23 protein-coding genes and 1 pseudogene are annotated in these 24,879 nt (G+C 37.5%); 20 read left to right on the top strand and 4 right to left on the bottom strand.

Translation table 11 applies throughout. The features are described from left to right. Positions 1-531: 531 nt before the first annotated feature. Together ACFINL_RS05260 and ACFINL_RS05255 are read right to left on the bottom strand one after the other, a co-directional pair. Positions 532-1,395 carry a prephenate dehydratase gene (locus ACFINL_RS05260; protein WP_273790573.1) on the bottom strand — a complete coding sequence of 288 codons (864 nt, stop codon included), beginning with the start codon at positions 1,393-1,395 and terminating at the stop codon, positions 532-534. Further along, the gene (locus ACFINL_RS05255; RefSeq protein WP_375650831.1) at positions 1,392-2,123 is read right to left on the bottom strand and encodes a 3-deoxy-manno-octulosonate cytidylyltransferase; all 732 of its coding nucleotides are present in this window, start codon (positions 2,121-2,123) and stop codon (positions 1,392-1,394) included. The genes ACFINL_RS05260 and ACFINL_RS05255 overlap by 4 nt, the downstream gene beginning before the upstream one ends. A gap of 104 nt (positions 2,124-2,227) precedes the next feature. Here ACFINL_RS05255 and ACFINL_RS05250 point away from each other — a divergent pair, with 104 nt between their 5' ends. After that, a complete protein-coding gene (locus ACFINL_RS05250) occupies positions 2,228-2,791 on the top strand; it encodes a c-type cytochrome (protein ID WP_375650829.1) in 564 nt (187 codons plus the stop codon). A gap of 918 nt (positions 2,792-3,709) precedes the next feature. Here the strand turns inward: ACFINL_RS05250 and ACFINL_RS05245 are convergent. Beyond that, positions 3,710-4,504 carry a molybdopterin-synthase adenylyltransferase MoeB gene (locus ACFINL_RS05245; RefSeq protein ID WP_375650827.1) on the bottom strand — a complete coding sequence of 265 codons (795 nt, stop codon included), beginning with the start codon at positions 4,502-4,504 and terminating at the stop codon, positions 3,710-3,712. An 87-nt stretch (positions 4,505-4,591) separates the two neighbouring features. On the opposite strand from ACFINL_RS05245, the gene gshB reads away from it, so the two are divergent. The 14 genes from gshB to ACFINL_RS05175 all read left to right on the top strand — a co-directional run bounded on the left by gshB (position 4,592) and on the right by ACFINL_RS05175 (position 22,096). After that, positions 4,592-5,539, top strand: a complete 948-nt coding sequence (gshB, locus tag ACFINL_RS05240) for a glutathione synthase (RefSeq protein WP_375627632.1) — start codon at positions 4,592-4,594, stop codon at positions 5,537-5,539. A 133-nt stretch (positions 5,540-5,672) separates the two neighbouring features. Continuing rightward, positions 5,673-6,719 (top strand): substrate-binding domain-containing protein, encoded by a 1,047-nt coding sequence (locus ACFINL_RS05235; RefSeq protein ID WP_375613323.1) that lies wholly within the window; start codon positions 5,673-5,675, stop codon positions 6,717-6,719. Positions 6,720-6,794: 75 nt separating this feature from the next. Next, positions 6,795-8,255, top strand: coding sequence for a phosphate ABC transporter permease subunit PstC (pstC, locus tag ACFINL_RS05230; protein ID WP_375611794.1), 1,461 nt, complete (start codon positions 6,795-6,797; stop codon positions 8,253-8,255). Further along, positions 8,252-9,541, top strand: a complete 1,290-nt coding sequence (gene pstA / locus ACFINL_RS05225; protein ID WP_375611793.1) for a phosphate ABC transporter permease PstA — start codon at positions 8,252-8,254, stop codon at positions 9,539-9,541. Before pstC ends, pstA begins: the two co-directional genes overlap by 4 nt. A 51-nt stretch (positions 9,542-9,592) precedes the next feature. Then, complete coding sequence (gene pstB, locus ACFINL_RS05220; RefSeq protein ID WP_375611792.1) at positions 9,593-10,351, top strand: phosphate ABC transporter ATP-binding protein PstB; 759 nt, start codon at positions 9,593-9,595, stop codon at positions 10,349-10,351. Between the two features lie 21 nt (positions 10,352-10,372). After that, complete coding sequence (gene phoU, locus ACFINL_RS05215) at positions 10,373-11,095, top strand: phosphate signaling complex protein PhoU (protein WP_375638370.1); 723 nt, start codon at positions 10,373-10,375, stop codon at positions 11,093-11,095. Between the two features lie 549 nt (positions 11,096-11,644). Then, on the top strand, positions 11,645-12,478 hold the full coding sequence (locus ACFINL_RS05210) for a cell wall hydrolase (protein WP_375650823.1): 834 nt from the start codon (positions 11,645-11,647) through the stop codon (positions 12,476-12,478). 178 nt (positions 12,479-12,656) lie between these two features. Then, positions 12,657-13,904, top strand: coding sequence for an aminopeptidase (locus ACFINL_RS05205; protein WP_375650819.1), 1,248 nt, complete (start codon positions 12,657-12,659; stop codon positions 13,902-13,904). Between the two features lie 271 nt (positions 13,905-14,175). Further along, the gene (gene mutM / locus ACFINL_RS05200; protein ID WP_375613328.1) at positions 14,176-15,051 is read left to right on the top strand and encodes a bifunctional DNA-formamidopyrimidine glycosylase/DNA-(apurinic or apyrimidinic site) lyase; all 876 of its coding nucleotides are present in this window, start codon (positions 14,176-14,178) and stop codon (positions 15,049-15,051) included. A gap of 84 nt (positions 15,052-15,135) precedes the next feature. Then, on the top strand, positions 15,136-16,530 hold the full coding sequence (locus ACFINL_RS05195; protein WP_375650814.1) for a M20/M25/M40 family metallo-hydrolase: 1,395 nt from the start codon (positions 15,136-15,138) through the stop codon (positions 16,528-16,530). Next, complete coding sequence (locus ACFINL_RS05190; RefSeq protein ID WP_375632307.1) at positions 16,523-17,143, top strand: ribonuclease D; 621 nt, start codon at positions 16,523-16,525, stop codon at positions 17,141-17,143. Before ACFINL_RS05195 ends, ACFINL_RS05190 begins: the two co-directional genes overlap by 8 nt. A gap of 1,127 nt (positions 17,144-18,270) precedes the next feature. Continuing rightward, on the top strand, positions 18,271-18,600 hold the full coding sequence (locus ACFINL_RS05185) for a hypothetical protein (RefSeq protein WP_375650811.1): 330 nt from the start codon (positions 18,271-18,273) through the stop codon (positions 18,598-18,600). A 1,491-nt stretch (positions 18,601-20,091) separates the two neighbouring features. After that, complete coding sequence (locus ACFINL_RS05180; protein ID WP_375650926.1) at positions 20,092-20,925, top strand: outer membrane protein; 834 nt, start codon at positions 20,092-20,094, stop codon at positions 20,923-20,925. A gap of 334 nt (positions 20,926-21,259) precedes the next feature. Further along, positions 21,260-22,096, top strand: coding sequence for a porin (locus ACFINL_RS05175; protein WP_375650808.1), 837 nt, complete (start codon positions 21,260-21,262; stop codon positions 22,094-22,096). Positions 22,097-22,387: 291 nt separating this feature from the next. On the opposite strand, the gene ACFINL_RS05170 is transcribed toward ACFINL_RS05175, so the two are convergent. Next, positions 22,388-22,528: a hypothetical protein gene (locus ACFINL_RS05170; RefSeq protein WP_375650806.1), complete on the bottom strand. Its 141-nt coding sequence runs from the start codon at positions 22,526-22,528 to the stop codon at positions 22,388-22,390. Between the two features lie 32 nt (positions 22,529-22,560). On the opposite strand from ACFINL_RS05170, the gene ACFINL_RS05165 reads away from it, so the two are divergent. From ACFINL_RS05165 to ACFINL_RS05145, 5 genes and pseudogenes are all read left to right on the top strand, one after another. Beyond that, entirely contained in the window at positions 22,561-22,752 is a 192-nt protein-coding gene (locus ACFINL_RS05165; RefSeq protein ID WP_375650803.1) for a hypothetical protein, read from the top strand. 113 nt (positions 22,753-22,865) lie between these two features. Beyond that, positions 22,866-23,024 carry a hypothetical protein gene (locus ACFINL_RS05160; protein WP_375650801.1) on the top strand — a complete coding sequence of 53 codons (159 nt, stop codon included), beginning with the start codon at positions 22,866-22,868 and terminating at the stop codon, positions 23,022-23,024. Beyond that, entirely contained in the window at positions 23,017-23,241 is a 225-nt protein-coding gene (locus tag ACFINL_RS05155) for an outer membrane protein (RefSeq protein ID WP_375650798.1), read from the top strand. The genes ACFINL_RS05160 and ACFINL_RS05155 overlap by 8 nt, the downstream gene beginning before the upstream one ends. 181 nt (positions 23,242-23,422) lie before the next feature. Continuing rightward, complete coding sequence (locus ACFINL_RS05150; RefSeq protein WP_375650795.1) at positions 23,423-24,313, top strand: outer membrane protein; 891 nt, start codon at positions 23,423-23,425, stop codon at positions 24,311-24,313. Positions 24,314-24,528: 215 nt separating this feature from the next. Beyond that, positions 24,529-24,879, top strand: a pseudogene (locus ACFINL_RS05145) (hemagglutinin repeat-containing protein); the annotation flags it as partial.

The following is a 24,879-nucleotide window of genomic DNA, read 5'->3' as shown; positions in this document are numbered from 1 at the left end:
TCTCCTTTTTTCTAAAGTGAGGTGAATCATAAATCAGTTTTTATAAAGATACAAGTTCAAACTTAACGCTAAAATCAGGGCTAAGTTGCATTTTCTAGTTTTAAACCATGTTTAGAATGATATTAATCTAAAAGATTCGAATACTCTATTATGTATAATAATTTGAATTGTTTTGAGAGCTAATTTAGAAGTTCGTTATCTTTATTGGAATATTGTCAGAGGAAATGACTTTTCTCAAGAGGCTCTCTTTAAATATATAAAGGGAAATAGATGGTACAAGCGTTTTTATTTTTGGTTACTGTGTTTTTTTACACTGGTTTTTATACGAGTTGAATTGCGGTTTATCATGATATAATTTGTGAGAAAATATTATGAAAATAATTTATATATTCTATTACGAGCTGTTTTTTCTTCTTCAGTGTTTATGAAGGGTGTTGAGTAGAAAAAACAGCCCTTTCAAAATGCGTTGCATTATGAAATTTTTACGATGCTTTTTGATATCAACAAAAAATGATAGCAGCTTAATTGCTTTTATATATACGATGTTCGATCGTTTTGTGCTGGATAAGTACCGATAATACGCAGTTCTGCAGAAAAGAAAGATAATTCTTCTAAGGCAAGTTTCATCATCGGGTCTTCAGGATGTCCTTCAATATCAACAAAGAATTGTGTCGCATTGAAATTTCCACCAATTTGATAGCTTTCTAATTTTGTCATATTGATACCATTCGTTGCAAATCCTCCCATAGCTTTATAGAGAGCTGCGGGGACATTGCGCACTCGAAAAAGAAGACTGGTGATGATTTTTTCGCCATTTTGAGGTTTGGGGACATGCCGTTTGGAGCGTGAAAGGATGACAAAACGGGTAATATTATGAGGGTTATCTTCAACATCTCTTTCAAGAATATCAAGTCCATAGAGTTCTGCTGCAATTAAAGGTGCTAAGGCAGCCTGTGAACGTTTAGCATTTTTTTTAATAAATTTTGCAGCTCCAGCGGTGTCAGCAGAAACAACAGGTTTCCAACCGTTGTTTCGTATGATTTTTCGGCATTGTGCAAGGGCATGCGTATGGCTGTGGACGGTTTTAATTTCGTCATGTGTAACGCCGGGCAAAACCATGAGTTGAAAATGGATAGGTAAAAAATATTCATCAATAATATAAAGAGATGACTGTGGTAAAAGATGATGAATGTCTGCAACGCGTCCCGCAAGGGTATTTTCAATAGGGATCATAGCAAGATCAGCTTTCCCGCTTTCCACTAAATTAAGGGCGTCTTCGAAAGTAGCAGAGGGAACAGCATCCATATTGGGGAACATATTGGAGCAAGCAATATGGGAATTAGCGCCGTATTCTCCTTGGAAAGAAATTTTATTGGTTTTTTTAAGTATTTTCATGCTAAAATCTCACAAACTCTATCGAGATCATGTTGTGTGTCTACACCTAAGGGAATTGTATCGACTATTTCCACATCGATACGCATATTGTTTTCTAATGCACGTAATTGTTCAAGTTTTTCACGTTTCTCAAGTGGTGAGGGTTTGAATGATACAAATTTTTCAAGTGCTTCGCGCCTATAGGCGTATATTCCAATATGGTGATAAAGAGGACCATCTCCATAGGGTGCTGTGGCGCGAGTAAAATAAAGAGCACGAAGGCGATTTTGAGAAAGCGGTGTCCCAATGATCTTGACAACATTGGGATCTCTTGTTTCATTTTCTTCAATGATTTGAGCACCCAAGGTTGCAATATCAGTAAAACTATTTTCTAAAGGGCGTAGTGCACGAATGATTTCACGAGGCATGATTGTTGGTAGGTCACCTTGTATATTTAAAATGGCGTTGTAGCGCTGTTCAGGATCAATGCGTACTAAAGCTTCATAAATACGATCAGATCCAGACTTATGATCACCTCGTGTTATGATATATTCATGCCCATAATCTGCAACAGCTTTAGCGATATCATTATGATCTGTTGCAACGATGGTTCGACCTAATGCGGCTTTTTTTGCTTGTTCTGCGACATGAACAATCATCGGCTTTCCAGCGATTTCAGCGAGAGCTTTTTGAGGAAGACGGGTTGAGCCCATACGGGCAGGAATAAGAATAATTGGTTCAAGAGCCATTGTAAGATTCCCAATGTCATCTGTGATGCATTTATGATATTGTGTGTTATAAAGAAAAAGCTTAAACTAAAAATGGTAATAAAACCGTGAACATTTGAGTTTTTATGAATCGCTCGAGATTTATTTATTTTATTTGTGCTTGTTTATGTGTGCTGGTCGCTATTGTGGGGATTTCCACACTCAGCAATATAATTTACGATCATCCTACATCAGTCCAATATCATCATACAGTTGCCAAGAATGATATATTTCAAGAAAAACAAAAAGCACCTGATGTTTCCCTATCACTAAATAGCCGCCTTCAACAAGGCAATTTTGAAAATGGCCGTAAAGTTTTTCGCCAATGTGCCATATGCCATACTTCTGGACGCAATGAAGCAGGGCGTGTTGGTCCAGTTCTCTGGGAGATTGTTGACCGCCCTTTGGCATCAGCAGCAGGTTTTGCTTATTCACGGGCATTGCGTGCGCACTCTGATCAAAAATGGGATTTTGTAACGTTAGATCGTTATCTGCGTTCTCCGCGTGAAGCTTTTCCTGGGACCATTATGTCTTTTCGTGGAATTAAAAATGACCAAGATCGTGCCGATCTTTTGCTTTATTTACGCAGTTTATCCGATCATCCTGTTCCTTTACCAATGGATAATAATAAAGCGAACGAGCCAAATTAACTTATACCATAGATGTTAATTTTAGAAAGAAGTCTGATTTTTTTGTAATTTTAGTTTCACAGTTTTATAAAAAGAGCTCTTATTGATGTTTTGTTAGGGGGGAACGCCCCTCACGCAAAACAGAACACATTTAACATTGCATATTTACTCGCTTATTTTAAAGAGATCTTTTATAAAAATGCACTCTTTACGCTGTCATCTGTGGATTGGTTTTCAAGATTTGTGTGCTTCACTTTTTCTACATATACTTGTCTGTGAAATTATTGCTGAAGGATTATCAATTTATGAGCCGCAGCTTTCTGCTTCTGAATGCAATAATTATGTAATTAAAGCTCTCCATGAGGTTTATCTCAATCCTTCTATATACAAATCCCCATGTACTTTTACATCAATTCCCATGTATTTTTCTTATGAACTGAGACAATTGATTGTTCTTATACGTGCAATAATCCTAAGCTGCATTTTATGATGCTTGATGAATAGACGTTTTCTCTTAAGGTTAGAAGTGTGTGGACAGATCATTGACCTTTTATAGTACCGATCACTAAAATATGACTTAGATTATTTATAGGTTATGGTTTGAAGTGAGCACTTTCATGTGAAACAATTTTTATGTGTGACTAGTAAAATAGTTGAATAGAGTTCCGTTGATTGTATTTTTATCTACGTTGAAAATTTTTTACACAAGAATACTGATGGGAGCTAAGTTTGCACGAGTCTCTGTCTATTTATAGACGATGACATGAAATTATGATGATAATCCATTATAGAGAATTATTTTTTCACAAAAGGTTTTCCATATTTGTGATAAATTTAATAGGTTTCATTGGTTACAATGTTTCGATGACTTACGATAAAATATTAGTATTTCAATACATATTGCGAGAGTGCTAAAAGTTAGTGGAAGAGAGAACATCATCAAGATTCTCCAAGCTTCTTAATAACTATGGCATTTTCTTTATAATTTGAGCGTTTATAAGTAATAATATTAAATTGTGCTAATAATCCATTATAGAGAAGAATCTTTCCTACTAATGGCTCTCCGATGTTTGTGATCATTTTAATAACTTCCATTGCTTGTAGGGTCCCAATAACACCGGGTAAAACACCGATAATTCCAGCTTCAGCGCATGTTGGAATAGTATCGGGAGCAGGAGGCGTGGGAAATAAATCGCGATAGTGAGGATTATTGTCTTTATATGGCATAAGGACGGTTAATGAGCCATTAAAACGTTCTACAGCACCACTTATTAAAGGTTTTTTACATTGGGCAGCGTGATCAGCAAGAAGATAGCGTGTCGTAAAATTATCACTTCCATCAACAATGATGTGGTAAGCATTGAGCAGTTTATCCACATTACTGTTATCTAAGCGTAGGGTGTGTTTTTCAACTACAACATGGGGATTTATTGCTTTTATAGTGGTTTCAGCACTGTCTGTTTTGCTTTTGTTGATTGCATTTGTTTTATGAATAACTTGGCGTTGTAAATTGGAAAGTGAAACGATGTCGTTATCGACAATTCCAAGGGTTCCAACACCTGCGGCAGCCAAATAGGTTAAGACAGGAGCACCAAGACCACCCGCGCCTACAACAAGAACACGTGCTGTTTTTAGCTTTTGTTGCCCTGCACCACCAATCTCAGGCAAAATGATGTGGCGTGCATAGCGTTCGATTTCTTTGTTGTTTAATTTTATATCTGTTTCTTGTGTCATAAATTTTCTCTTGTCATAGTTCTTTTATTGTTTACTAAGTTTATGATGCATAGACCAGTCTGCTTTTAGGATAGAGAGGATTTATTTATGAAAATTGCCATTCAGATGGATCATATTTCAACAGTTCGGATTCAAGGAGATACGACATTTGCACTCGCTTTAGCAGCCCAAGAACGTGGACACTCTCTCTTCCATTATACACCAGATCGTTTATCTCTATACGATGGTTGTGTGATTGCACGACTAGAGCCATTGATTGTACATGATAAAGAGGGAAGCCACTATCGATTAGAAAAGCCTGTTCGTACGGAATTAACAGATATGGATGTGGTTCTTTTACGCCAAGATCCACCTTTTAATCTCAATTATATCACAACAACTCATTTGTTAGAGCGTATTCATCCTAAAACACTCGTTGTGAATGATCCTGCATGGGTACGCAACAGTCCAGAAAAAATTTTTGTTACTGAATTTTCTGATCTGATGCCAGAAACATTAATTACCAAAGATATTGAAGAAATAACAGCTTTTAGAGAGACATTTGGCGATATTATTGTTAAACCACTTTATGGGAATGGGGGCGCTGGTATTTTTTATTTAAGACAAGATGATCGCAATTTAGCATCATTGTTAGAAATGTTTGCAGAAATTTATCACGAACCTTTTATTGTTCAGCGCTATTTAGAGGCAGTACGAAAAGGAGATAAAAGGATTATTTTGCTTGATGGTACACCTGTTGGAGCTATTAATCGAATTCCGACAGAAACAGATGTGCGCTCTAATATGCATGTTGGAGGTCGCGCGGAAAATGTGGAGTTAACAAAACGTGATTATGAGATTTGTGAACGCATTGGTCCAGCCTTAAAGGAACGCGGTCTTCTTTTTGTGGGGATTGATGTGATTGGAGATTATATAACAGAAATTAATGTGACGTCTCCTACGGGAATTCGTGAAATTAAACGCTTCTGCGGTACGGATGTTGCTCATTTGTTTTGGGATGTTATTGAGTTCAAGCGTTCAAATGAATTTATTTGACAGAAGACAAAAACATGGTTTTAAAAAAATGATCCATGTTGTTTTTTATATTTGTTATGTTGCAAATGTGAACTAGAATGACCGTATAATATAAATTAAGAGGCTTTGTTTTCAATTTTTAGGGAGTTTATAGATGAACAAAGTATTATCAATTGGAGTGGGATTGATTTTTGCGCTACTGCTGTCAGCAAATGGAGGCAATGCGCGCGATCAAATACAGATTACTGGTTCATCTACAGTTTTACCTTATCAAAAGATTGTTGCTGAAACATTTGGAGAAATTTATCCCCATTTTAAGGTTCCTGTTATCGAATCGGGAGGAACAGGAGCTGGTATTAAGGAATTCTGCCGTGGTATTGGGGAGAACACTGTTGATATTGTTAATGCTTCGCGAGCAATGAAACCGAGTGAATTACAGTCTTGTTTTGATGCTGGTGTAAAAGATGTTGAGGAAATACGTATTGGGTATGATGGCATTGTTTTTGCAACTGATATCAAGGGACCTGATTGGAAATTACAGCCAGTAGATGTTTATAAAGCCCTTGCTGCTCGAATTATTATAGACGGAAAGTTGCAACCGAATAATGTTTTGAAATGGAGTGCAGTTAATAGTGCTCTTCCTGATTGGACGATAGCAGCGTATATTCCTGGGGAGAAGCATGGGACACGTGAAGTTTTTGAGGAAAAATTACTTACTAAGGGGTGTAAAGAGAGTGGGGCAGTTGAGGTGATGAAGTCTTTAGGAATGGATGATAAGGAGATACACACTGCTTGTATTGCGGTACGTAAGGATGGAAAAGCGGTTGATATTGATGGTGATTATTCTGAAACATTTGCGCGTCTAACTTCTAATAAAACAGGGGTTGGTATTTTTGGTTTGTCTTTTTATCAAAATAATGCTGATAAACTAAAGGTTGCCGATATTAACGGTTTTGCGCCAACAGTTGAGACGATTTCTAGTGGACAATATCCGGTTTCTCGTCCGCTTTTTTTCTATATTAAGAAAGCACATTTAGGTATTATTTCAGGTTTGCGAGAGTATGTTGACTTTTTTCTTTCTGATCAAATGATTGGTCCAGAGGGTCCTTTGGCTGAATATGGTTTGATTGTTTCTCCTGAAAAGGAGCGTCAAGCACAGCGTTCTGATTTTTCTGCTGGTCGAGTAATGACATTGAAATAATTTGCAGGGAAAATTTGTTGGATTTCTGAGATAGGAAATTTGGGTGCTATTTTTTTATAAAAACTGAAAGATAAAATGCGCATTTCCTTCATTGTTTTGCTATTATTGATTTTTGGATTTTGTGGCTTTTGTATTTCTTATATGCGAGCACGCATTCTTGAATACAGACAACATAAAATGCATTCTCGTGCGTATTATTATGGCTGGTGGACATTTTTGATTACTGTTATTCCAGCTTTTATTTTTTTAATTGTTTGGGATGCTGGGAGTACAATTTATTTAGAATATAATGCCTCTCGAGAGCTGGGGGCGTATAGTGCGCATGTAACAGAGCCTGTAAATCACGATCTACTTTGGGAGACACTTCGAAGTCTCGTCAAAAAGATTCATCGCTTTGAGGGGAATCTTTCTACCGCTTCCTATAAGGAAGTGCAGGCACAATTACTCGCGAAGGGATTGATTTTATCCGATGAAGCATCGGATGATGTGTTCAAAATAGCACAGTCGTGGGTATTCTCTTCTGAAAAGCTTAAGTTTATAGGTTATGTTTTTCTTTTTGCTATTGCGTCCTTTGGTTTTATCTGTGGAATGATGCAAATTGCGCCTCATCAACGTGCCCGTAATAAGGTTGAATCTTTTATTATTATTGGATTGATTTGTGCATCTATTGTTGCAGTCTTGACAACAATAGCCATTGCGCTTTCTATGCTTTTTCAGACAGTAAGCTTTTTTCAGTCTGTATCCTTTTCAAATTTCTTTTTAGGAACAGTTTGGGATCCGCGTTTTTCCGCGAGCGGTTCCAGCGATGAAGTAGGACAATTTGGTCTAATACCGCTTCTTGCTGGTACGCTTTATATTGCATTTGTTGCCATGCTTTTTGCTGTACCTATAGGACTATTTTCAGCTCTTTATATGGCGGAGTATGCTTCTGCGCGATTGCGAGCAATTGTGAAGCCATTGTTAGAAGTTCTTGCTGGCATTCCAACGATTGTTTATGGCTTTTTTGCTTTGAAGGTTGTGGGACCATTTTTACGAGATCTCTCTGCTTCTCTCTCAGACGGGGTTAGTTTTATTATGGCACAAAGTGTTTTGACTGCTGGAGTTGTGATGGGAATTATGTTGATACCTTTTGTTTCCTCTTTATCGGATGATGTTATTACGGCTGTTCCACGCATTTTACGTGAAGGTTCTTATGGTTTAGGCGCAACGCAATCTGAAACAATTAAAAAAGTTGTTATACCAGCAGCGCTTCCAGGGATTATGGGGGCTATTTTGTTGACGGCATCGCGTGCAATTGGAGAAACAATGATTGTGGTTTTGGCGGCAGGTGTTGCAGCAAATTTAACACTCAATCCTTTCGAAGCAATGACTACGATGACTGTTAAGATTGTTAATCAATTGACCGGTGATTTTGAGTTTAATTCTCCACAAACTCTGGTGGCTTTTGCCTTAGGGATGACGCTCTTTGTTATGACACTTTTGATGAATATTCTAGCTCTTTATATTGTGCGTAAATATCGGGAACAATATGAATGAATGAAGATTTTTTTCCTCGTCGCAATATTAGTCTCAAGCGTCGGTATTGGGCTGAACGTCGTTTTCGTGCCTATGGTTTGATTGCCATTTTTATTGGTTTATTTTTTTTATTTACGCTTTTATGGTCTATCATTAGTCAGGGTTATACAGCTTTTTTTCAAAGTGAAATGACATTATCGATTTATTTGGATGAAAAGATCATTGATCCAAGTGGTCAACGTAAAACAAAACCACAAGTGCTCATGACGGCGAATTATCCACTTCTTGTACGCAATGCTTTAGCGAAGAAACTTAATATCAATCAAAATGATCGAGCCTCTCTTTTGGACGTTAACCGTATGTTTTCAAATGGTGTCCGTGTTCAACTGCGTGAAATGGTGACAAAAAATCCAAAACTGATTGGCACAATGCAAAAAGTTAAAGTTTTGGCATCTGCGGATATTGATTCTGCTTATAAGGGACAGATTGATCTGCGTGTAGCAGAAAAAAACCGTAAAGTTTCTAATCGACAAATAGAATGGATAAAGCGTTTAGCGCATGATGGTACGCTTTATAAAACATTTAATATTGGTTTTTTTACATTTGGCGCTTCAAGTCGTCCTGAGACTGCGGGATTAGGTGTTGCGATCATTGGTTCTCTTTATATGATAGGCATCGTTTTATTAGTTTCCCTTCCGATAGGCATAGCAACGGCTCTTTATTTAGAAGAATATGCACGCAAAAATAAATTTACAGATTTTATAGAGGTTAATATCAATAATCTTGCAGCTGTTCCTTCAATTGTGTTTGGTCTTTTAGGACTCTCTTTTTTTGTTAATTTTTTAGGATTACCACGTTCAGCCTCTTTTGTTGGTGGTCTTGTTTTAGCGCTCATGACTCTTCCCACGATCATTATTGCAACACGTTCTGCTCTGCGTGCTGTTCCTCTCTCTATTCGTTCTGCAGCTTTGGGGTTGGGAGCATCAAAAACACAAATGATTTTTCATCATGTTGTTCCTTTAGCTGCGCCTGGCATTTTAACAGGCACAATTATTGGAGTCGCTCAGGCTTTGGGTGAAACAGCTCCTTTGCTTTTGATTGGAATGGTTGCTTTTGTTGTTAATATTCCTACGACCCCCATGGATCCAGCAACGGCTTTGCCTGTTCAAATTTTTATGTGGGCGGGTGAAGCAGAGCGTGCTTTTGTTGAAAAGACATCAGGTGCTATTATTGTATTGATGATTTTTCTTGCGATCATGAATATTTCTGCGGTTTTTTTACGTCGACGATTTGAACGCCGCCAGTAATTTTAATAAAACAACAGCTTTGATAAGATTTTTGTAAGGTGAATTTTTGTAATGAAGATTAAAATGCGCGGTCAGGATGTGAAGGTTTCTTACGGAGATAAAGAAGCACTCCACGGTATTACACTTGATATTCCTGAACATCAAGTAACTGCTTTGATTGGTCCATCAGGATGCGGAAAGTCAACTTTTTTGCGTTGTTTTAACCGTATGAATGATACAATTGAAGGCGCTAAAACAACTGGTCTTATTACCTTAGATGGGGAGAATATTTATGACACACGGATTGATGTTGTAGAATTGCGCGCTCGTGTTGGAATGGTTTTTCAAAAGCCCAGCCCTTTTCCAAAATCTATATTTGAGAATGTTGCGTATGGTCCACGCATTCATGGTTTAGTTAAAACACGCTCTGAATTGCATGATGTCGTTGAAAAGAGTTTGAGGCAGGCAGGTTTGTTTGAAGAAGTAAAAGACCGCCTTCATGATCTTGGAACAAGTTTATCAGGGGGACAACAACAGCGTTTGTGTATTGCACGTGCTATTGCGGTTAGTCCTGAAGTTATTTTGATGGATGAGCCCTGTTCAGCTCTTGATCCCATTGCAACAGCACGGATTGAAGAGCTTATCGATGCGTTACGGCAAAATTATACAATTGTTATCGTAACGCATTCCATGCAACAGGCCGCACGTGTTTCTCAATATACGGCTATGTTTCATTTAGGGCATTTGGTAGAAGTTGGTGCGACTGAAATGATCTTTACCTCACCAAAAGAGCAACGGACACAAGATTATATTACGGGGCGTTTTGGATAGGTGAATTGAGGAGTGTAAGATATGTCTATGAAACATACTGTCCGTTCTTATGATGCAGAACTAAAATATTTAAGAGTAAGGATTACAGAAATGGGGAGCCATGCAGAAAGGATGATTGAACGTTCTGTCGCATCGGTTGTGAGTAGTGATCTTCAACTTGCAACGACAGTGATTGCCGATGATGTGTTTTTAGATGAAGCAGAACGTGACATTGATGAAAAAGCGGTTGCTATTATTTGCAAACGCCAACCGATGGCTGTCGATTTGCGTGAAATTATTGGAGCCATTCGTATTTCTTCTGATCTTGAACGGATTGGGGATATGGCAAAAAACATTGCTAAAAGGACTGTTGCACTTTCAGAAATACGTCAATCTGCTTCTGTTTATCATGGGCTTGAAACAATTACAGCTTTAGCACTCAATCAATTAAAAGAAGTCTTAAATGCTTATACGAGTCGCCTATTAGAGCGTGTTGACGCGGTGCGTGAGCGTGATGAGAAGATTGATGCTTTGTATACTTTTCTTTTTCGTGAACTTTTGACGTATATGATGGAAGATATGCGCAATATTACGGTTTGTACGCACTTACTGTTTTGTTTAAAGAATATTGAACGAATTGGTGATCATGTTACTAATATTGCTGAAATGCTGCATTATATCATAACGGGTTACCATATGTCCTCTGATCGTCCTCGTGATGACCTTACTTATAAAGTTGGGGTAGGTGAGAAGAAAATAGATTAAAATTTTTCTTATATGTATAAAATAAGTTTGTAGATATATGAGTATTTTCTTACAGTGCAGCTATAAGAAGAATAAGATAACCATTTTATGGCAAAGCACAAAGAAGCAACAAAGAGTTTTTTCAGAGAAGCATGGCAGATTGTTAACTCTTGGTTTGACATATTTGTATATTGGATGATATCATCACTCGTATTGTGGCAGGAGGGGAGTTTTCTAGGGGAATTTCCTTTCAGATCATTTTGTTAAAATTTTATATTAAAGGGGATATCTGTATTATTTTTTCGTATGTAGAAGAAGTGGATAGTGTTACTTTATTGTAATTGAAACGTGTGGGTTATTATAGCCTATATTGAACCATGAAGAATAACAATATCGATCTGTAAATTAAGAGTTTTTTATTTTTTATTTTGCATAGATACTTTTTGATTACCTCTTGTATTAAAATTTTACTGAGTGGTAACAATTAGCTATGTACTTTATTGAGAGATACATTTAAAGCTCATTTCAAGACTTGAATATCTCAGAGATTATAGGAATGTGTTGCATAAGATGAAAAAAAATCGTTGGAATGTTTTTGTTACCTGTTGTGTAGCGCCGTTAGTTGTTGTGGGATGTGCTTCAAGTCATTTAGATGCTGGAAAAATAAATAATAATAAGACAAAAGCGGTTACATATCCATTGACAGAGCGTCAATGTCTTATGCGAGCGATGTATTTTGAATCAAATCGCACAAGCCGTGAAGGAATGATTGCCGTTGGAACGGTTGTTATGAATCGTGTTAATTCAACCGCCTATCCTAAGACGATTTGTGGTGTTGTTGGTCAATATAGGCAATTTGCTCCTGGTGTTTTAACGCGTCCTATGACGGAGAAAGCATCTGTTGCTCGTGTAAGAGAGGCGGCTGATGCCGTTTTACGGGGTGAACGAGATAAGAAAGTTAAACACGCTAAGTTTTTTCATACCGCTGGTTTGTCTTTTCCGTATAAAAACATGCATTATGTTCAGGTTGCAGGGGGAAATGCTTTTTATGAAAAACGATCACGTGATGGAGAGCTTCAAGTTCCTACAAATAATCGCCCTTATGATGTTGCTTATGCTTTTGCTCAAGAACGTTCTGGTTATGCGCCAAGCTTTATAGATGAAGGCTTAGAGAGTAGGGGCGTAAAGGCAGAGAAAAGTACATCTCCTTCGACAGAAGTAGCACAGTCCAAGATGGCACATCCTGCGCCTTTTGCTATGGTACAGCTTGATAAAGTTCCTATCCCTGCCTATGCACCTCAACATCTAGCTAGGAAAGAGGAAAATAAAACGATTATGGTTTTACCTTCATCTGATCAGTTAAATGCAATTGTTGCAATGTTAGAAAAACGACACAGGAACTAGTAAGTTTTTCATGACCAAAGAAGGATGATATACCTCATTGCGGTTTATGAATTAAGTGAATTTTAGCGATAATGATACGCATAAATATACGTAGAGAAAGCGAACTCAAAGGATCTGAAAAACAATTTATAATATGACGACATAAAGAACGCATTCTATTTAAAGAAGGGTATTGGTAATGTACTTTGATATTCATGAGACAATTTTGCCTGAAATGCTTAATCGTCTTGCAGAAATTACAGTGAAAGTGGGGTTGAATTTACAAGAGGGGCAGGATCTTGTTTTAACTGCTCCAGTTTCAGCGTTACCTTTTGTTCGGCGTATTGCATATCATGCTTATAAGGTTGGTGCTGGTGTCATTACACCAATTTTTAGTGATGATATGTTATCGCTTACACGGTTTGAAAATGCCCATACAGCTAGTTTTGATTGTGCCCCTTCTTGGCTTTATGAGGGAATGGCAAAGGCTTTTGAAAATGGGGCAGCGCGTTTAGCGATTGTTGGTGATAATCCTTTGCTCCTTTCCAATCAGGATTTTGATAAGGTTTCACGTTTAAATAAAGCCACTTCAATAGCTTACCAGCCGGCACTCAAGCAAATATCAAATTTTGCTATGAATTGGTCGATTGTTGCTTATCCAACAGCAGGATGGGCTGAGGCAATGTTTCCTTCTTTACCACTTAATGAGGCGATTAAAAAATTAGCCGATGCAATTTTTTCTGCTTCACGTGTTACAGGAGAAGATCCGGTGCAGGCGTGGACTGTTCATAATGCACATTTGAAGAAACGGTCATCTTGGCTTAATGAGCAGCGTTTTTCTGCCTTACACTTTACAGGGCCAGGGACTGATTTAACTGTTGGTTTGGCAGATGATCATGAATGGCATGGTGGTGCATCCGTTGCTCAAAATGATGTTATTTGCAATCCGAATATTCCGACAGAAGAAGTTTTCACGACTCCTCATGCTCATAAGGTTGAAGGTTTCGTTCGCTCAACAAAGCCCCTTTCCTATCAAGGAACTCTGATTGATAATATTGAAGTACGTTTTGAAGCCGGGCGTATTGTTGAGGCTCGTGCATCAACAGGCCAAGAAGTTTTACAGCAGGTTTTGCAAAGTGATGAGGGTGCAAGCCGGTTGGGCGAAGTTGCCCTTGTGCCCCATTCTTCACCAATTTCTAAGAGTGGCCTCCTTTTTTATAATACCTTATTTGATGAAAATGCTGCATGTCATATTGCTTTAGGGCAGTGTTATTCCAAATGCTTTTTAGATGGGGCATCATTGACGTCAGAAGAGATTGCAGCACGTGGTGGGAATAAAAGTGTCATTCATATTGACTGGATGATTGGTTCTGGTGAAATTGACATAGATGGCATTACCCAAGATGGTGTAAGAGTTCCTGTATTTCGTAAGGGTGAATGGGCTTAATTTTGTTACCATAAAACGCGGTCATTTGAGGTGGGGTGGGATGTAAGCTTTATTGATACGTTAAGTATTTTAGAGTGTGTGGTATATATTCAAGGCAGGGTTTGTCCATAAAGCCTTTAGTTAAATGATTCACATGAGTAGGAATCCAAGTAAAATCGACTCATCAAGAATTTGTTTAGTAGATGTAGAGGAAGTCTTCGTTTTTTGAGGGGGGAAGAAGTCAATTTATCAGTGATACGATTGGAAAGTGTATAATTATTAAAGAAGAGTAATGCCTGAGCTTCCTGAAGTAGAGACAGTTCGTCGTGGACTTGAGTCCGTTGTAACTGATGCAAAGATAGTATCTGTCAAACTTAATCGTAGAGATTTGCGCTTTCCTTTTCCTGAGGCTTTTTCTGAGCGCCTTATTGGCAGAACAATTATAGAACTTGGTCGGCGTGCGAAATATTTATTATTTCATCTTTCTCAGGATGAAACGATTTTAAGCCATTTAGGAATGTCTGGTTCATGGCGTATAGAGAATGATTTTTTAAGAAAAGCTTGTTCAGCGTCAAGTAAATTAGTTAAACATGATCATTTTGTCATGGATATTCAGACAAAGAATGGTGACGTTTATCGTCTTATTTATAATGATGTGCGTCGCTTTGGGTTTATGCTTTTAGTCGATACGGATAAGCTTTATGAACATCCACTTTTAAATAAGCTAGGTCTTGAACCTATAAGTAATTCGTTTTCTGGTCGTTATTTACAAAAGGCTTTTGTTAATAAAAAAATGTCTCTCAAGGGTGTTTTACTTGATCAGTCTATTGTTGCAGGTCTTGGGAATATTTATGTTTGTGAAGCACTTTGGCGGAGTCGGTTGTCTCCACAACGTGGTGCATTTACATTAGCATCAAAAACGGCACGTGCACGTGAATTTGCAGATTCTTTAGCACAAAATATACGCAATGTGATTTCTGAAGCCATTTTGTCTGGTGGCTCTTCTTTACGTGATTATATGCATATAGATGGTTCGCTTGGTTATTTTCAGCATGCTTTTTCAGTTTATGGACGAGAAGGCAAGCAATGTTTGGAATGTGGAGCGCCTATTATGCGCATTTTACAGGCTGGACGTTCAAGTTTTTACTGCTCACAATGTCAAAAATGAATAAGGTGTCTTGCAAAATCTTACAAGAGGCTTAAAGTCATCGCATCTATAATATAATTACACAAGGCTTGAAAGGTTTTTTTTATGCTGAATAAAGTACTAACACATCTTGATGGAAATATAGAGAAGAGCCTTGAACGCCTTTTTTCTCTTTTACGTTTTCAATCGATTTCTACAGACTCGGCTTACAAGGATGCATGTCGTAAAGCAGCTGATTGGTTAGTGGAGGATTTAAAAAGCATCGGTTTTGAGGCTTCACGCCGTGATACGCCGGGGCATCCAATGGTTGTTGGGCATCATCCTGGACCTTCAGATGATTGTTTGCATGTGCTGTTTTACGGACATTATGATGTTCAACCTGTTGATCCATTGAGTTTATGGGAGGATGATCCATTTACACCTTCTTTAAAAGAGAGAGATGGAGAGAAAGTTATTTGTGCTCGTGGAGCTTCAGATGACAAAGGTCAGTTGATGACTTTTATTGAAGCATGTCGTGCATTTAAGAAAGAAACAGGGCAGCTTCCTGTTAAAGTTACTGTTTTATTTGAGGGAGAAGAAGAATGTGCTTCTCCTTCCCTTATTCCTTTTTTAAAAGCAAATACAGATGAACTTAAGGCAGATTATGCATTGGTTTGTGACACGTCAATGTGGGATGCGGATACACCATCTATTGCTCTTTCTCTTCGGGGAATTATGGCAGAAGAGATTATTATCACAGCAGCGAATCGTGATTTACATTCTGGTTATTTTGGAGGAGTAGCAGCTAATCCCATTCGTATTTTAACGAAAATCTTAGCAGGACTTCACGATGAAAATAATAGGGCAACACTTCCTGGTTTTTATGATGGCGTAGAAGAAACACCTCCACAGATTTTACAATCATGGAATGCACTTAATTGTACTGCTGAAAATTTTCTTGGTCCTATAGGACTTTCCGTTCCAGCTGGTGAAAAAGGGCGGAGCATTTTAGAGCTTGTATGGGCACGTCCTACCATGGAAATTAATGGTATTAGTGGCGGCTATGAAGGGGAGGGGATGAAAACAGTTATTGCTTCTCAAGCGAGTGCAAAAGTATCGTGTCGTTTGGTGCATAAGCAAGATCCAGAGAAAATACGCCAAGCGTTGCGTGATTATGTACGTAGCTCAATTCCTGCTGATTGTAAGGTTGAATTTAAGAATCACGGTTCTTCTCCGGCACTTCAGATTTCTGATGATTCATCTTTTATCAAGGAGGCGAAGGATGCCTTATCACAAGAGTGGGAAGTGCCCGCTGTCTTGACAGCCATGGGGGGCTCGATCCCAATTGTAGCAGATTTTCGGTCAATTCTTGGTATGGAAACTCTTTTGGTTGGTTTTGGATTGGCTGATGACCGTATTCATTCTCCTAATGAAAAGTATAATTTAAAATCGTTTCATAAGGGGCAGCGGTCTTGGGCGCGTATTCTTGCTGCTTTAGCAAGTAGGAGGGTAAATGGCTGAGATTCGCGTTCATCAAGGTGATTTACCAAACTTAGACAATTATAAAACTGATGCCATTGCGATTGATACCGAGACTTTAGGATTACAACCCTATCGTGATCGTTTATGCGTTGTTCAGCTTTCTTCTGGAGATGGTACTGCTGACGTTATTCAGATTGCTAAAGAACAAAAGAGTGCACCAAATTTGATAAAATTGCTTGAGGATAACGCAATAACCAAAATATTTCATTTTGGGCGTTTTGATCTTGCTATTTTAGCGCATACATTTGGTGTTATGCCAGAGGCTATTTTTTGTACAAAGATTGCTTCGAAACTCACGCGCACTTATACGGATCGTCATGGCTTGAAAGAAATTTGTAATGAATTGCTGAATGTGAATATTTCTAAACAGCAACAATCTTCGGATTGGGCGGCAGAAACGTTATCACAGGCACAAATTGAATATGCTGCGTCGGATGTGTTATATTTACATCGTTTAAAGGTTATATTTGAAGAACGTTTAAGACGTGAAGAGCGAGAAAATGTTGCCAAGGCATGCTTTCAATTTTTGCCTATGAGAGCTAGGCTTGATCTTTTAGGATGGGCGGAAGTTGATATTTTTGCGCATAGCTAACTTTAAAATTGGCTTTTAAATAGAGTTAATTATTGATGTGAGAGGACAAAATGCTTGTACATTATGGGCATTTTATCCTCTCATCTTTTCTGATAAGAATTATAATAAATTCTTAAGTGCTATTTCATTTGAAGTTTAGGCAATAAAGGTACTTTTGCGAATTCATATTTTTTATTTTTGTAACAGCTTTTATTTGAAACAAAGCAATTTTGAGGAGAGGCTGGAAACATACGGTAGGTTGGAAGACTTAAATCTCTGAAACCGGTATACAGCCTAATTGGAGGAGAATATGAATGTGTAAATGTAAAAAACCAATCTCATCTTTACCATCATTTTTAATTCTGCTTTACGACTTTCAAAAGTATTTAAAGCAATGTCTGTTAAATAATAGAGATTACGCATTGCCCCATACTTTTGTTTCTCATGTTTTTAATGGATTTACGTTCTTCGTGTAAAACAGAACGCTCTAAACGGAATATATTTGTGTTGCTAATTCATGTGCTTTTTGTAAAGAAACCGACACCCAAGTTCATTTTACGGTGGCGCTCATAAAAGATATAACAATAAAGCTTCCAATACCAATATAAAATCTATTGAACACTACCATCTTTATGCTTATGGAGTAACAAGCCGCTACCATCCACACAACTGTGCCAATTCCCAATGTTGTGTAAGTCTTTAGCACTTGAGACGGTTCATAAGAGGCATTTTTAGTCTTTTTTTTTAGTGTTTTTTATCCACACAGCTCTCCCAACTTGTAACGTGCAAACAAATGGTTTTGATTGATTCAACATGAAAAAGATTTGGAATGAGAGAATCTTATGGTATTTAGAATTCTCAGTCAATATGAATAACGATAAATTATCATTATAAATCAGTATATTATATGAAGTTCGTATAGTTTATTATTTTCAGACGATACTTCGTGCCTTTATTTATTACTCAATAAGTAATTTCTATGTTAGTAGAGCAGGGCAATTTTCTTTTATTTTAAAATTAAAATGCTTCAAAGCTTTGTTTTTTGAGGATTCTCACTTTTTATCTATAAACATGCTATTTTTCTCTAGAAATTTGCAATGAAGACACTAGATAAAATCCATTATGGATATTTCTACGAGGTTAAATTTATGAACATAAAATATTTTATTACGGCTTTCGCTACGTTTGCTTCAATCTCTGTAGCTCAGGGTGCTTCTTTCTTGTCTTCTCAAAAGTTAATAGAGGGTATACCTTCTCTTGTTCCTCCCAGAGATCTTTTTTCTAGTGAACAGTTGAGCAAGATCTTCTCTGAAGTTGTTCAAATGGAACTTTCTTGCACGCATAACAACCAATGCATAACAGCAGCTAAGTTAGTACCTGTATCATATTCTGGTAAAAAAAGATTTAAAAAGCCTAAAAAAGGATCAGGGAAAGGAAGACGACCAGATTTATTTAGACGAAGTCCAATGAGTTATTAAAAAGTAAGAAAACAACATCAAGAGGTCTAACGTATGATCGGGAATTGAAGAGAGGAGATATTTTTTATCATTTGAAAAGTGGAGGAGCAGTTGTTCGCAAAGGCTATTATAATTGTGTACGGAGGGAGTGAAGAGTACTATTTGGAAAAGATATGGGGAGGTGGATTTCGGTGTAAGAATACTCTGTATAATGGCAATCGCTCGTTACAAAATTCATGGGTTTGGATAAATATAACCTCCCGATTTTGGGTTACGCTGTTATACTGTAAATACTGTCATTTAAGCGTAACTATACAGCGCATATAAAACTCCTTGATAAGTGTTTTTAGAGTAGGACTTGTCCAGAGAGAGCCTTTAGTTAAGTGAATCACATAAGTAAGGAGTTAAGAAAATCCTCTCGACAAGAAACTAAGCTGTTTGCAGAGAGGATACCTCATCAAAATCGAGTGAAGCAACAAAAATGTTAAACTTTTGATCTTTGATGGTATGCTTCGACTACAGAATTTATAAAATATTCATTTGTCTATGATTCAAAATATCAGATATTTTTTCTGCCAAATTCATGATTTTTAAAGCAAGGTGTGGTGTGAAAACTTTAAGAAAGATTTCTCGTTTTTTCAGCTTTAAGGAGATTTCTATATAAGTTTTAATGTTTATCATACCGGTTATCTGTCTTTAGGTATTTTTTTCAATTTAGCTAAAAAGAGTATGAAATGATAGCCTACAAATAGGGCTAAAGCTCTGGAAAAGATTTTCTAGAAAGTTAAGCAGAAGCGTAAATATGTCAAAAAGGAATAAATTCCTAAATTAAAAACAAAGAGCAAGCGTGATGAAATTACATGTAATTTTGTTGCAGTTCATGGGGTAGTGAAGATCTTGTTCTGTCGGGTACAAGCATTCTTTACAATGATGAAAAAATAATCAAAGAGCTATTCACATTTGGTTATACGAAGGATGAAGCTAAAAACGTTGTTTGTATGAATTTAAATGGAACTGTTACATTTAGCTGCTCTCAATATTGTAACAGTCTTCATTGTTATAATATTGAGAATATTAATAGGAGCCATTCTAGCTTTTAAATAGTTTTATTTATTCACACACTTGCTTGTTTGTGAGGTGCTGGGGGGCTTTAATATAAAAAGGCTTAAGATAAAAGCATCGTCAATATTGCAGACGAATTAATATAAAAGATATTTTTTTCATTATAAATCAATATATTACATTTTCATTCCAATAGCATACGCTTTACACGGAGGGTACTGTGACGCAGTTTTTTTACAAAATTTATAAAGGAGAGCAAATGTGAGAAAAAGAGATCATTTGTGCATGGGCATAGTTTTATTCTCATTTATTACAGATCAAGCAATTAAGGGTACTTTGATTGGCTTTTTGTTTTTTTTATAAGTGTATCATTTTTGCTACAGATATCTGAAGATGGGGCTCTATATGAAACGGTGTGTTCAAATAAATATTCAGCTATGGAGAGAAAATATGAATATGAAATGGTTAATAACAGCTTCTGCTTTCGCTTTTGTTTCAGCTTCAGCAGCACAAGCAGCAGATGTTATTGTTCCCCCAAGACCAACACCTGTTGCTCCCGTTATTGTTGCTCCAACTTTTTCTTGGACAGGTTTTTATGTTGGGGGCCAGATTGGTGGTTTTTCGGGTAAAACGAAAATGGATATTCTCAGTAATGGAAACAAGATTCCAGCGCCTGATGACCTTTTGCCTAAACTATCTGGTTTCATGGGGGGGCTTTATGCAGGTTCCAACGTTGATCTTGGTAATGGCCTTATTCTAGGTGTTGATACAGATATCATGTGGTCTAATAAAGATGACACGAAGACAGGAAAAACATATGTCATTGCCCCAGAACACATCAATTATATTAACAAGGTATTAAAAGACGCTGCAATTAATATTGGTAAAGATGTGCTTAAACCTGGTGCTAAACGAACCCACAGTTTCACTTTTAAAGAAAAGTGGGCTGGTGCAACGCGCGTGCGTATTGGTTTTGCAGCTGAACGCATTATGCCTTATGTTGCTGGTGGTATCGCTTATACACAGCTTCAAGATAGTGCGTTGATTTCAATAACAGATAAAGATTCAGACAAAGTAATCGCTTCTGGTACTCTGTCTGATGAAACAAAGACCCTTGTTGGTTACACCCTTGGTGCTGGTGTTGATTTAGCAATGACCAATAATATTATTGTACGTGCGGAATATCGTTACTCAGATTTTGGGAAAAAGAAATTCTCAAATGATAAATATGAGACTTCTTACAAAACCAATGATTTCCGTGTTGGTGTTGCTTACAAATTTTAACAGATGATAAGTTAAATAACAGAGGCTCTGTCTTTGACAGAGCCTCTGTTATTTTCTGTTGCCATATTATCACACAATACATAATTTATTGTGGATGTGAAAAGATATTATTCAGGTTTTCTTAAAAAAATCATAGACAATAAACAAGAATTACATTTAAAAACCAATAAGTTATTTATATATATATCTTTAGGTTTCTCGTACAAAATCAAGCTATGAAGCGATTTTGTCTGGGATGTGCCCTCCATTTTCTGTGACTGTATCATTTTTACTACAGCTTTTCTTTCTGTAATCTTGTAGCACTGTGCTCATAAATAAATTAGGAGCAAAGTTTATGAATATAAAATCTTTAGTAACAACTTCTGTTATCGCTATAGCAGCAGCTTCTGCAGCGCAAGCTGCTGATGTTATCATCCCTCGTGAAACAGCCCCAGCAGTCATCGCAGCAGCCCCTTCATTTTCTTGGACAGGCTTTTATATCGGTGGTCAAGTTGGTAACTTTTCAGGTAAAGTTGATGTAGTTGATTCAGAAACAAAAAAGAAAATTACAGATAAAGACTGGACACCTAAGCCTTCCGGTTTCATGGGTGGTATTTATGTAGGTTCCAACGTAGATCTTGGTAATGGCCTCATTCTAGGTGTTGAAACCGATGCAGTCTGGGCTGACCGCGAAGATTCAAAAGCGCATTCAGCAGTCATTGGAGCAATTGGCCTTGATGCTTTCAAAGATGAGCTTATAGCAGCGAAAGCTACACCTGCTACAGGAAAAACTATTGCTGGTATCGTGGCGACTGACAAACGTATAGATAGCACCTCTATAAAAGAAAAATGGTCTGGTGCAACACGCGTTCGTGTTGGTTTTGCAGCAGTTGATCGCATTATGCCTTATGTTGCTGGTGGTATTGCTTATACGCAGCTGCAAGTGGTTGATTCTCTTAAGGCAGCGACAGCTGAAGGTGCCGAAATCGCTTCTGCTAAAGTGTTTGATGAAACGAAAACGATGGTTGGTTTCACTGTAGGTGGTGGTATTGATTTTGCAATGACAGACAATGTTCTATTGCGTGCAGAATATCGTTACTCAGACTATGGTAAAAAAGCATTTGTAAAGGACGGGGATAAATTAGCATACAAAACCAATGATTTCCGTGTAGGTGTTGCTTACAAATTCTAATTTCGTAAACAACGAAATAAACTTCCAAGAGGCTCTGTCAAAGACAGGGCCTCTATTCTTTTCTGTTGTTATATTATTACTCACTCCATATTTATTGGAGATATAAAAATATTTTCATAAACGACAGACAAGAATTACATTCAAAATCGATAAGTTAACTTACGAATTCTCGTACGGAGTGAAGTTAATAGCGTTGTAAAGTCATGCAGCGATTTTGTTTTGAGCGCATCCTCCATTTTCTATGACTGTATTATTTTTTACGACAGCTTTTCTTTATGTAATCTTGTAGCATTATCCTCTAAATAAATGAGGCGCAAAGTTTACGAATACAAAATCTTTAGTAACAACTTTTGTTATCGCTATGACTACAGCTTCTGCGGCACAAGCTGCTGATATTGTCATTCCTCGTAAAACAGCTCCAACAGTTATCATAGCTCTTTCGTTTTCTTAGACAGGTTTTTATCTTGGTAGTTAAGTTGGCAACTTTTCAAGTCAAAGTTTATGTATTTGATTTTGAGACAAAAGAAAAAACTTCAGATAAAGATGCACTACCTATGCCTTCCGGTTTCATAAGTGGTATTTATTTAGGTTCCAACGTAGATCTTGGAAATGTCCTCATTCTAGGTGTTGAAACTGATACAGTCTGGGCAGACTGAGGAGAGACGAAGACGGTCTCAAAGATTCTTACGATTGATGATTTTAATGATGAATTTAAAGATGCTGGTGTCACATTAGATGAAAAGTTTCAAAAGGGTGACACAGCAGTGTATTGCATTGGTTTCAAAGAAAATGGTCTGGTGCAACACGGGTTCGTGTTGGTTTTTCCATCGCTGACAGTATTATGCCTTATGTGGCTCATGGTATTGCTTATGCGCAAATACAGGGTGTTGGTAAAGTTTCAGGAACAAAAAAATTGGCAAATGGGTAAGCCAAGTAAAGAAGTTTCTGCTACAGTATTTGATAAAATAAAAACGATGGAGGGTTTCACCCTTGGTGGTGGTATAGATTTGGCGATGACAGATCATGTTCTGCTTCGTGCGGAGTACCGGTACTCAGACTTTGGTAAGAAGGAATATAAAAAGGATTACCTTAAACTAGGCTACACAACCAATGACTTTCGTGTAAGTATCGCTTACAAGTTCTAATTTCATCAAAAGTGCAATTATGAATAAAAAGTATTAATAAAAAGTTAAATTTTCAAGAGATCTTGACTTTTACAAAACCGCTGTTTTCTGGGGTTTATTTGTGTGATTGTGACATTTTTACTACAGCTTTTCTATTTATAATCTTGTAAGGTCGTTTTATAGTTAATTTAGGAGCAAAATTATGAATACAAAATCTTTAATAGCAACTTCTATTGCCGCTTTAATTTCAGTTTCTGCAGCACAAGCTGCTGATATTATCATCTCTCGTGAAACAGCCCCAGCAGTTATCGCAGCAGCCCCTTCGTTTTCTTGGACAGGTTTTTATCTTGGTGGTCAAGTTGGCAACTTTTCGAGTAAAACTAAAGTAACTATTCCAGGAGCAGACAAAGAACTTTTCAAAAAAGATAACACACCTAGTCCTTCTGGTTTCATGGGTGGCATTTATGCCGGATCTAACGTAGACCTCGGAAATGGTCTCGTTCTCGGTGTTGAAACCGATGCAGTTTGGGCAGACCGTGAAGAATCAAAAAAAGCCCGTGAATTGACCCTTACTGAAAAAGATGCAGCAAATTTTAATGATGCCCTTGAAAAAGCTAAGGTTGAATTAAAAGGTCAGCAACGGTTTGAAAACGGTGACAAGGTAACAGAAACGCACAGTTACAAAGAAAAATGGTCTGGTGCGACACGTGTCCGTATCGGTTTTGCTGCTGTTGACCGTATTATGCCTTATGTTGCTGGTGGTATTGCCTATGCGCAGGTGCAGGGCATTCAATCCGTTGCAGGAAAAGGAGAGAGAGCTAAAGTTGAGCAGAAAGCTGGCGGGGATGGAAAAGTGCCAGAGGCAGGGGCTAAGCAAGCCATAGATTTGACTGGTGGCACTTGGGCTGATGACACGAAGACAATGCTTGGTTTCACTATTGGTGGTGGAGTTGACTTTGCAATGACAGACAACGTTCTTTTACGTGCTGAATACCGTTACTCCGATTTTGGTAAAAAGAAATTCGCCAACGATACACGTGAATTCAACTACAAAACCAATGACTTCCGTGTAGGTGTCGCTTACAAATTCTAATTTCGTAAAAATGAAATTATCAGCACAAAAAATACTAAGGCCTCGTTTAACGGGGCCTTTATTTTATTATCTCTCTATTTTATTCCTCTTAATCTCTTCATTTTTAATGGGATCATACTCCTCATGCAAAACAGAACGCCCTAAACGGAATATACTTGTTGTTGTGTATTCACACATTTTTTTTAAATAAATATTTTTCAAAGTACATCAATCTCACTTATGTCTTTGGAAAAGATTTGAATATTTTAGGCTCTGATGTTCAAACAAAGGATAAACTTCTCTTGCAAGCTGAGAGGAATGTTTCGATTGATGCCACACGCAACAGTACCAATAGTCATCGCGGGGATCAAACCTTTCATGTCGCCGTGCACAATGGCTCTCATTTAAGTTCTGGAAAAGAGACCACTGTTCTATCGGGTGGCGATATCCATATGGCTGCTTCCGATATAGATGCCAAGGGTAATGTTGCTCTTGGCGCCCAAGGGGAGGTAACAATAGGGGTGAGAAACGATGAGATGGAGTATCATCTTCGCACCAAAAACACGAAAGTGGATATGCAAGCCTCT

It is taken from the genome of Bartonella sp. AA78NXGY (assembly GCF_042197005.1).
GTDB lineage: Bacteria > Pseudomonadota > Alphaproteobacteria > Rhizobiales > Rhizobiaceae > Bartonella.
This window is presented reverse-complemented; position numbering and strand designations above follow the sequence as displayed.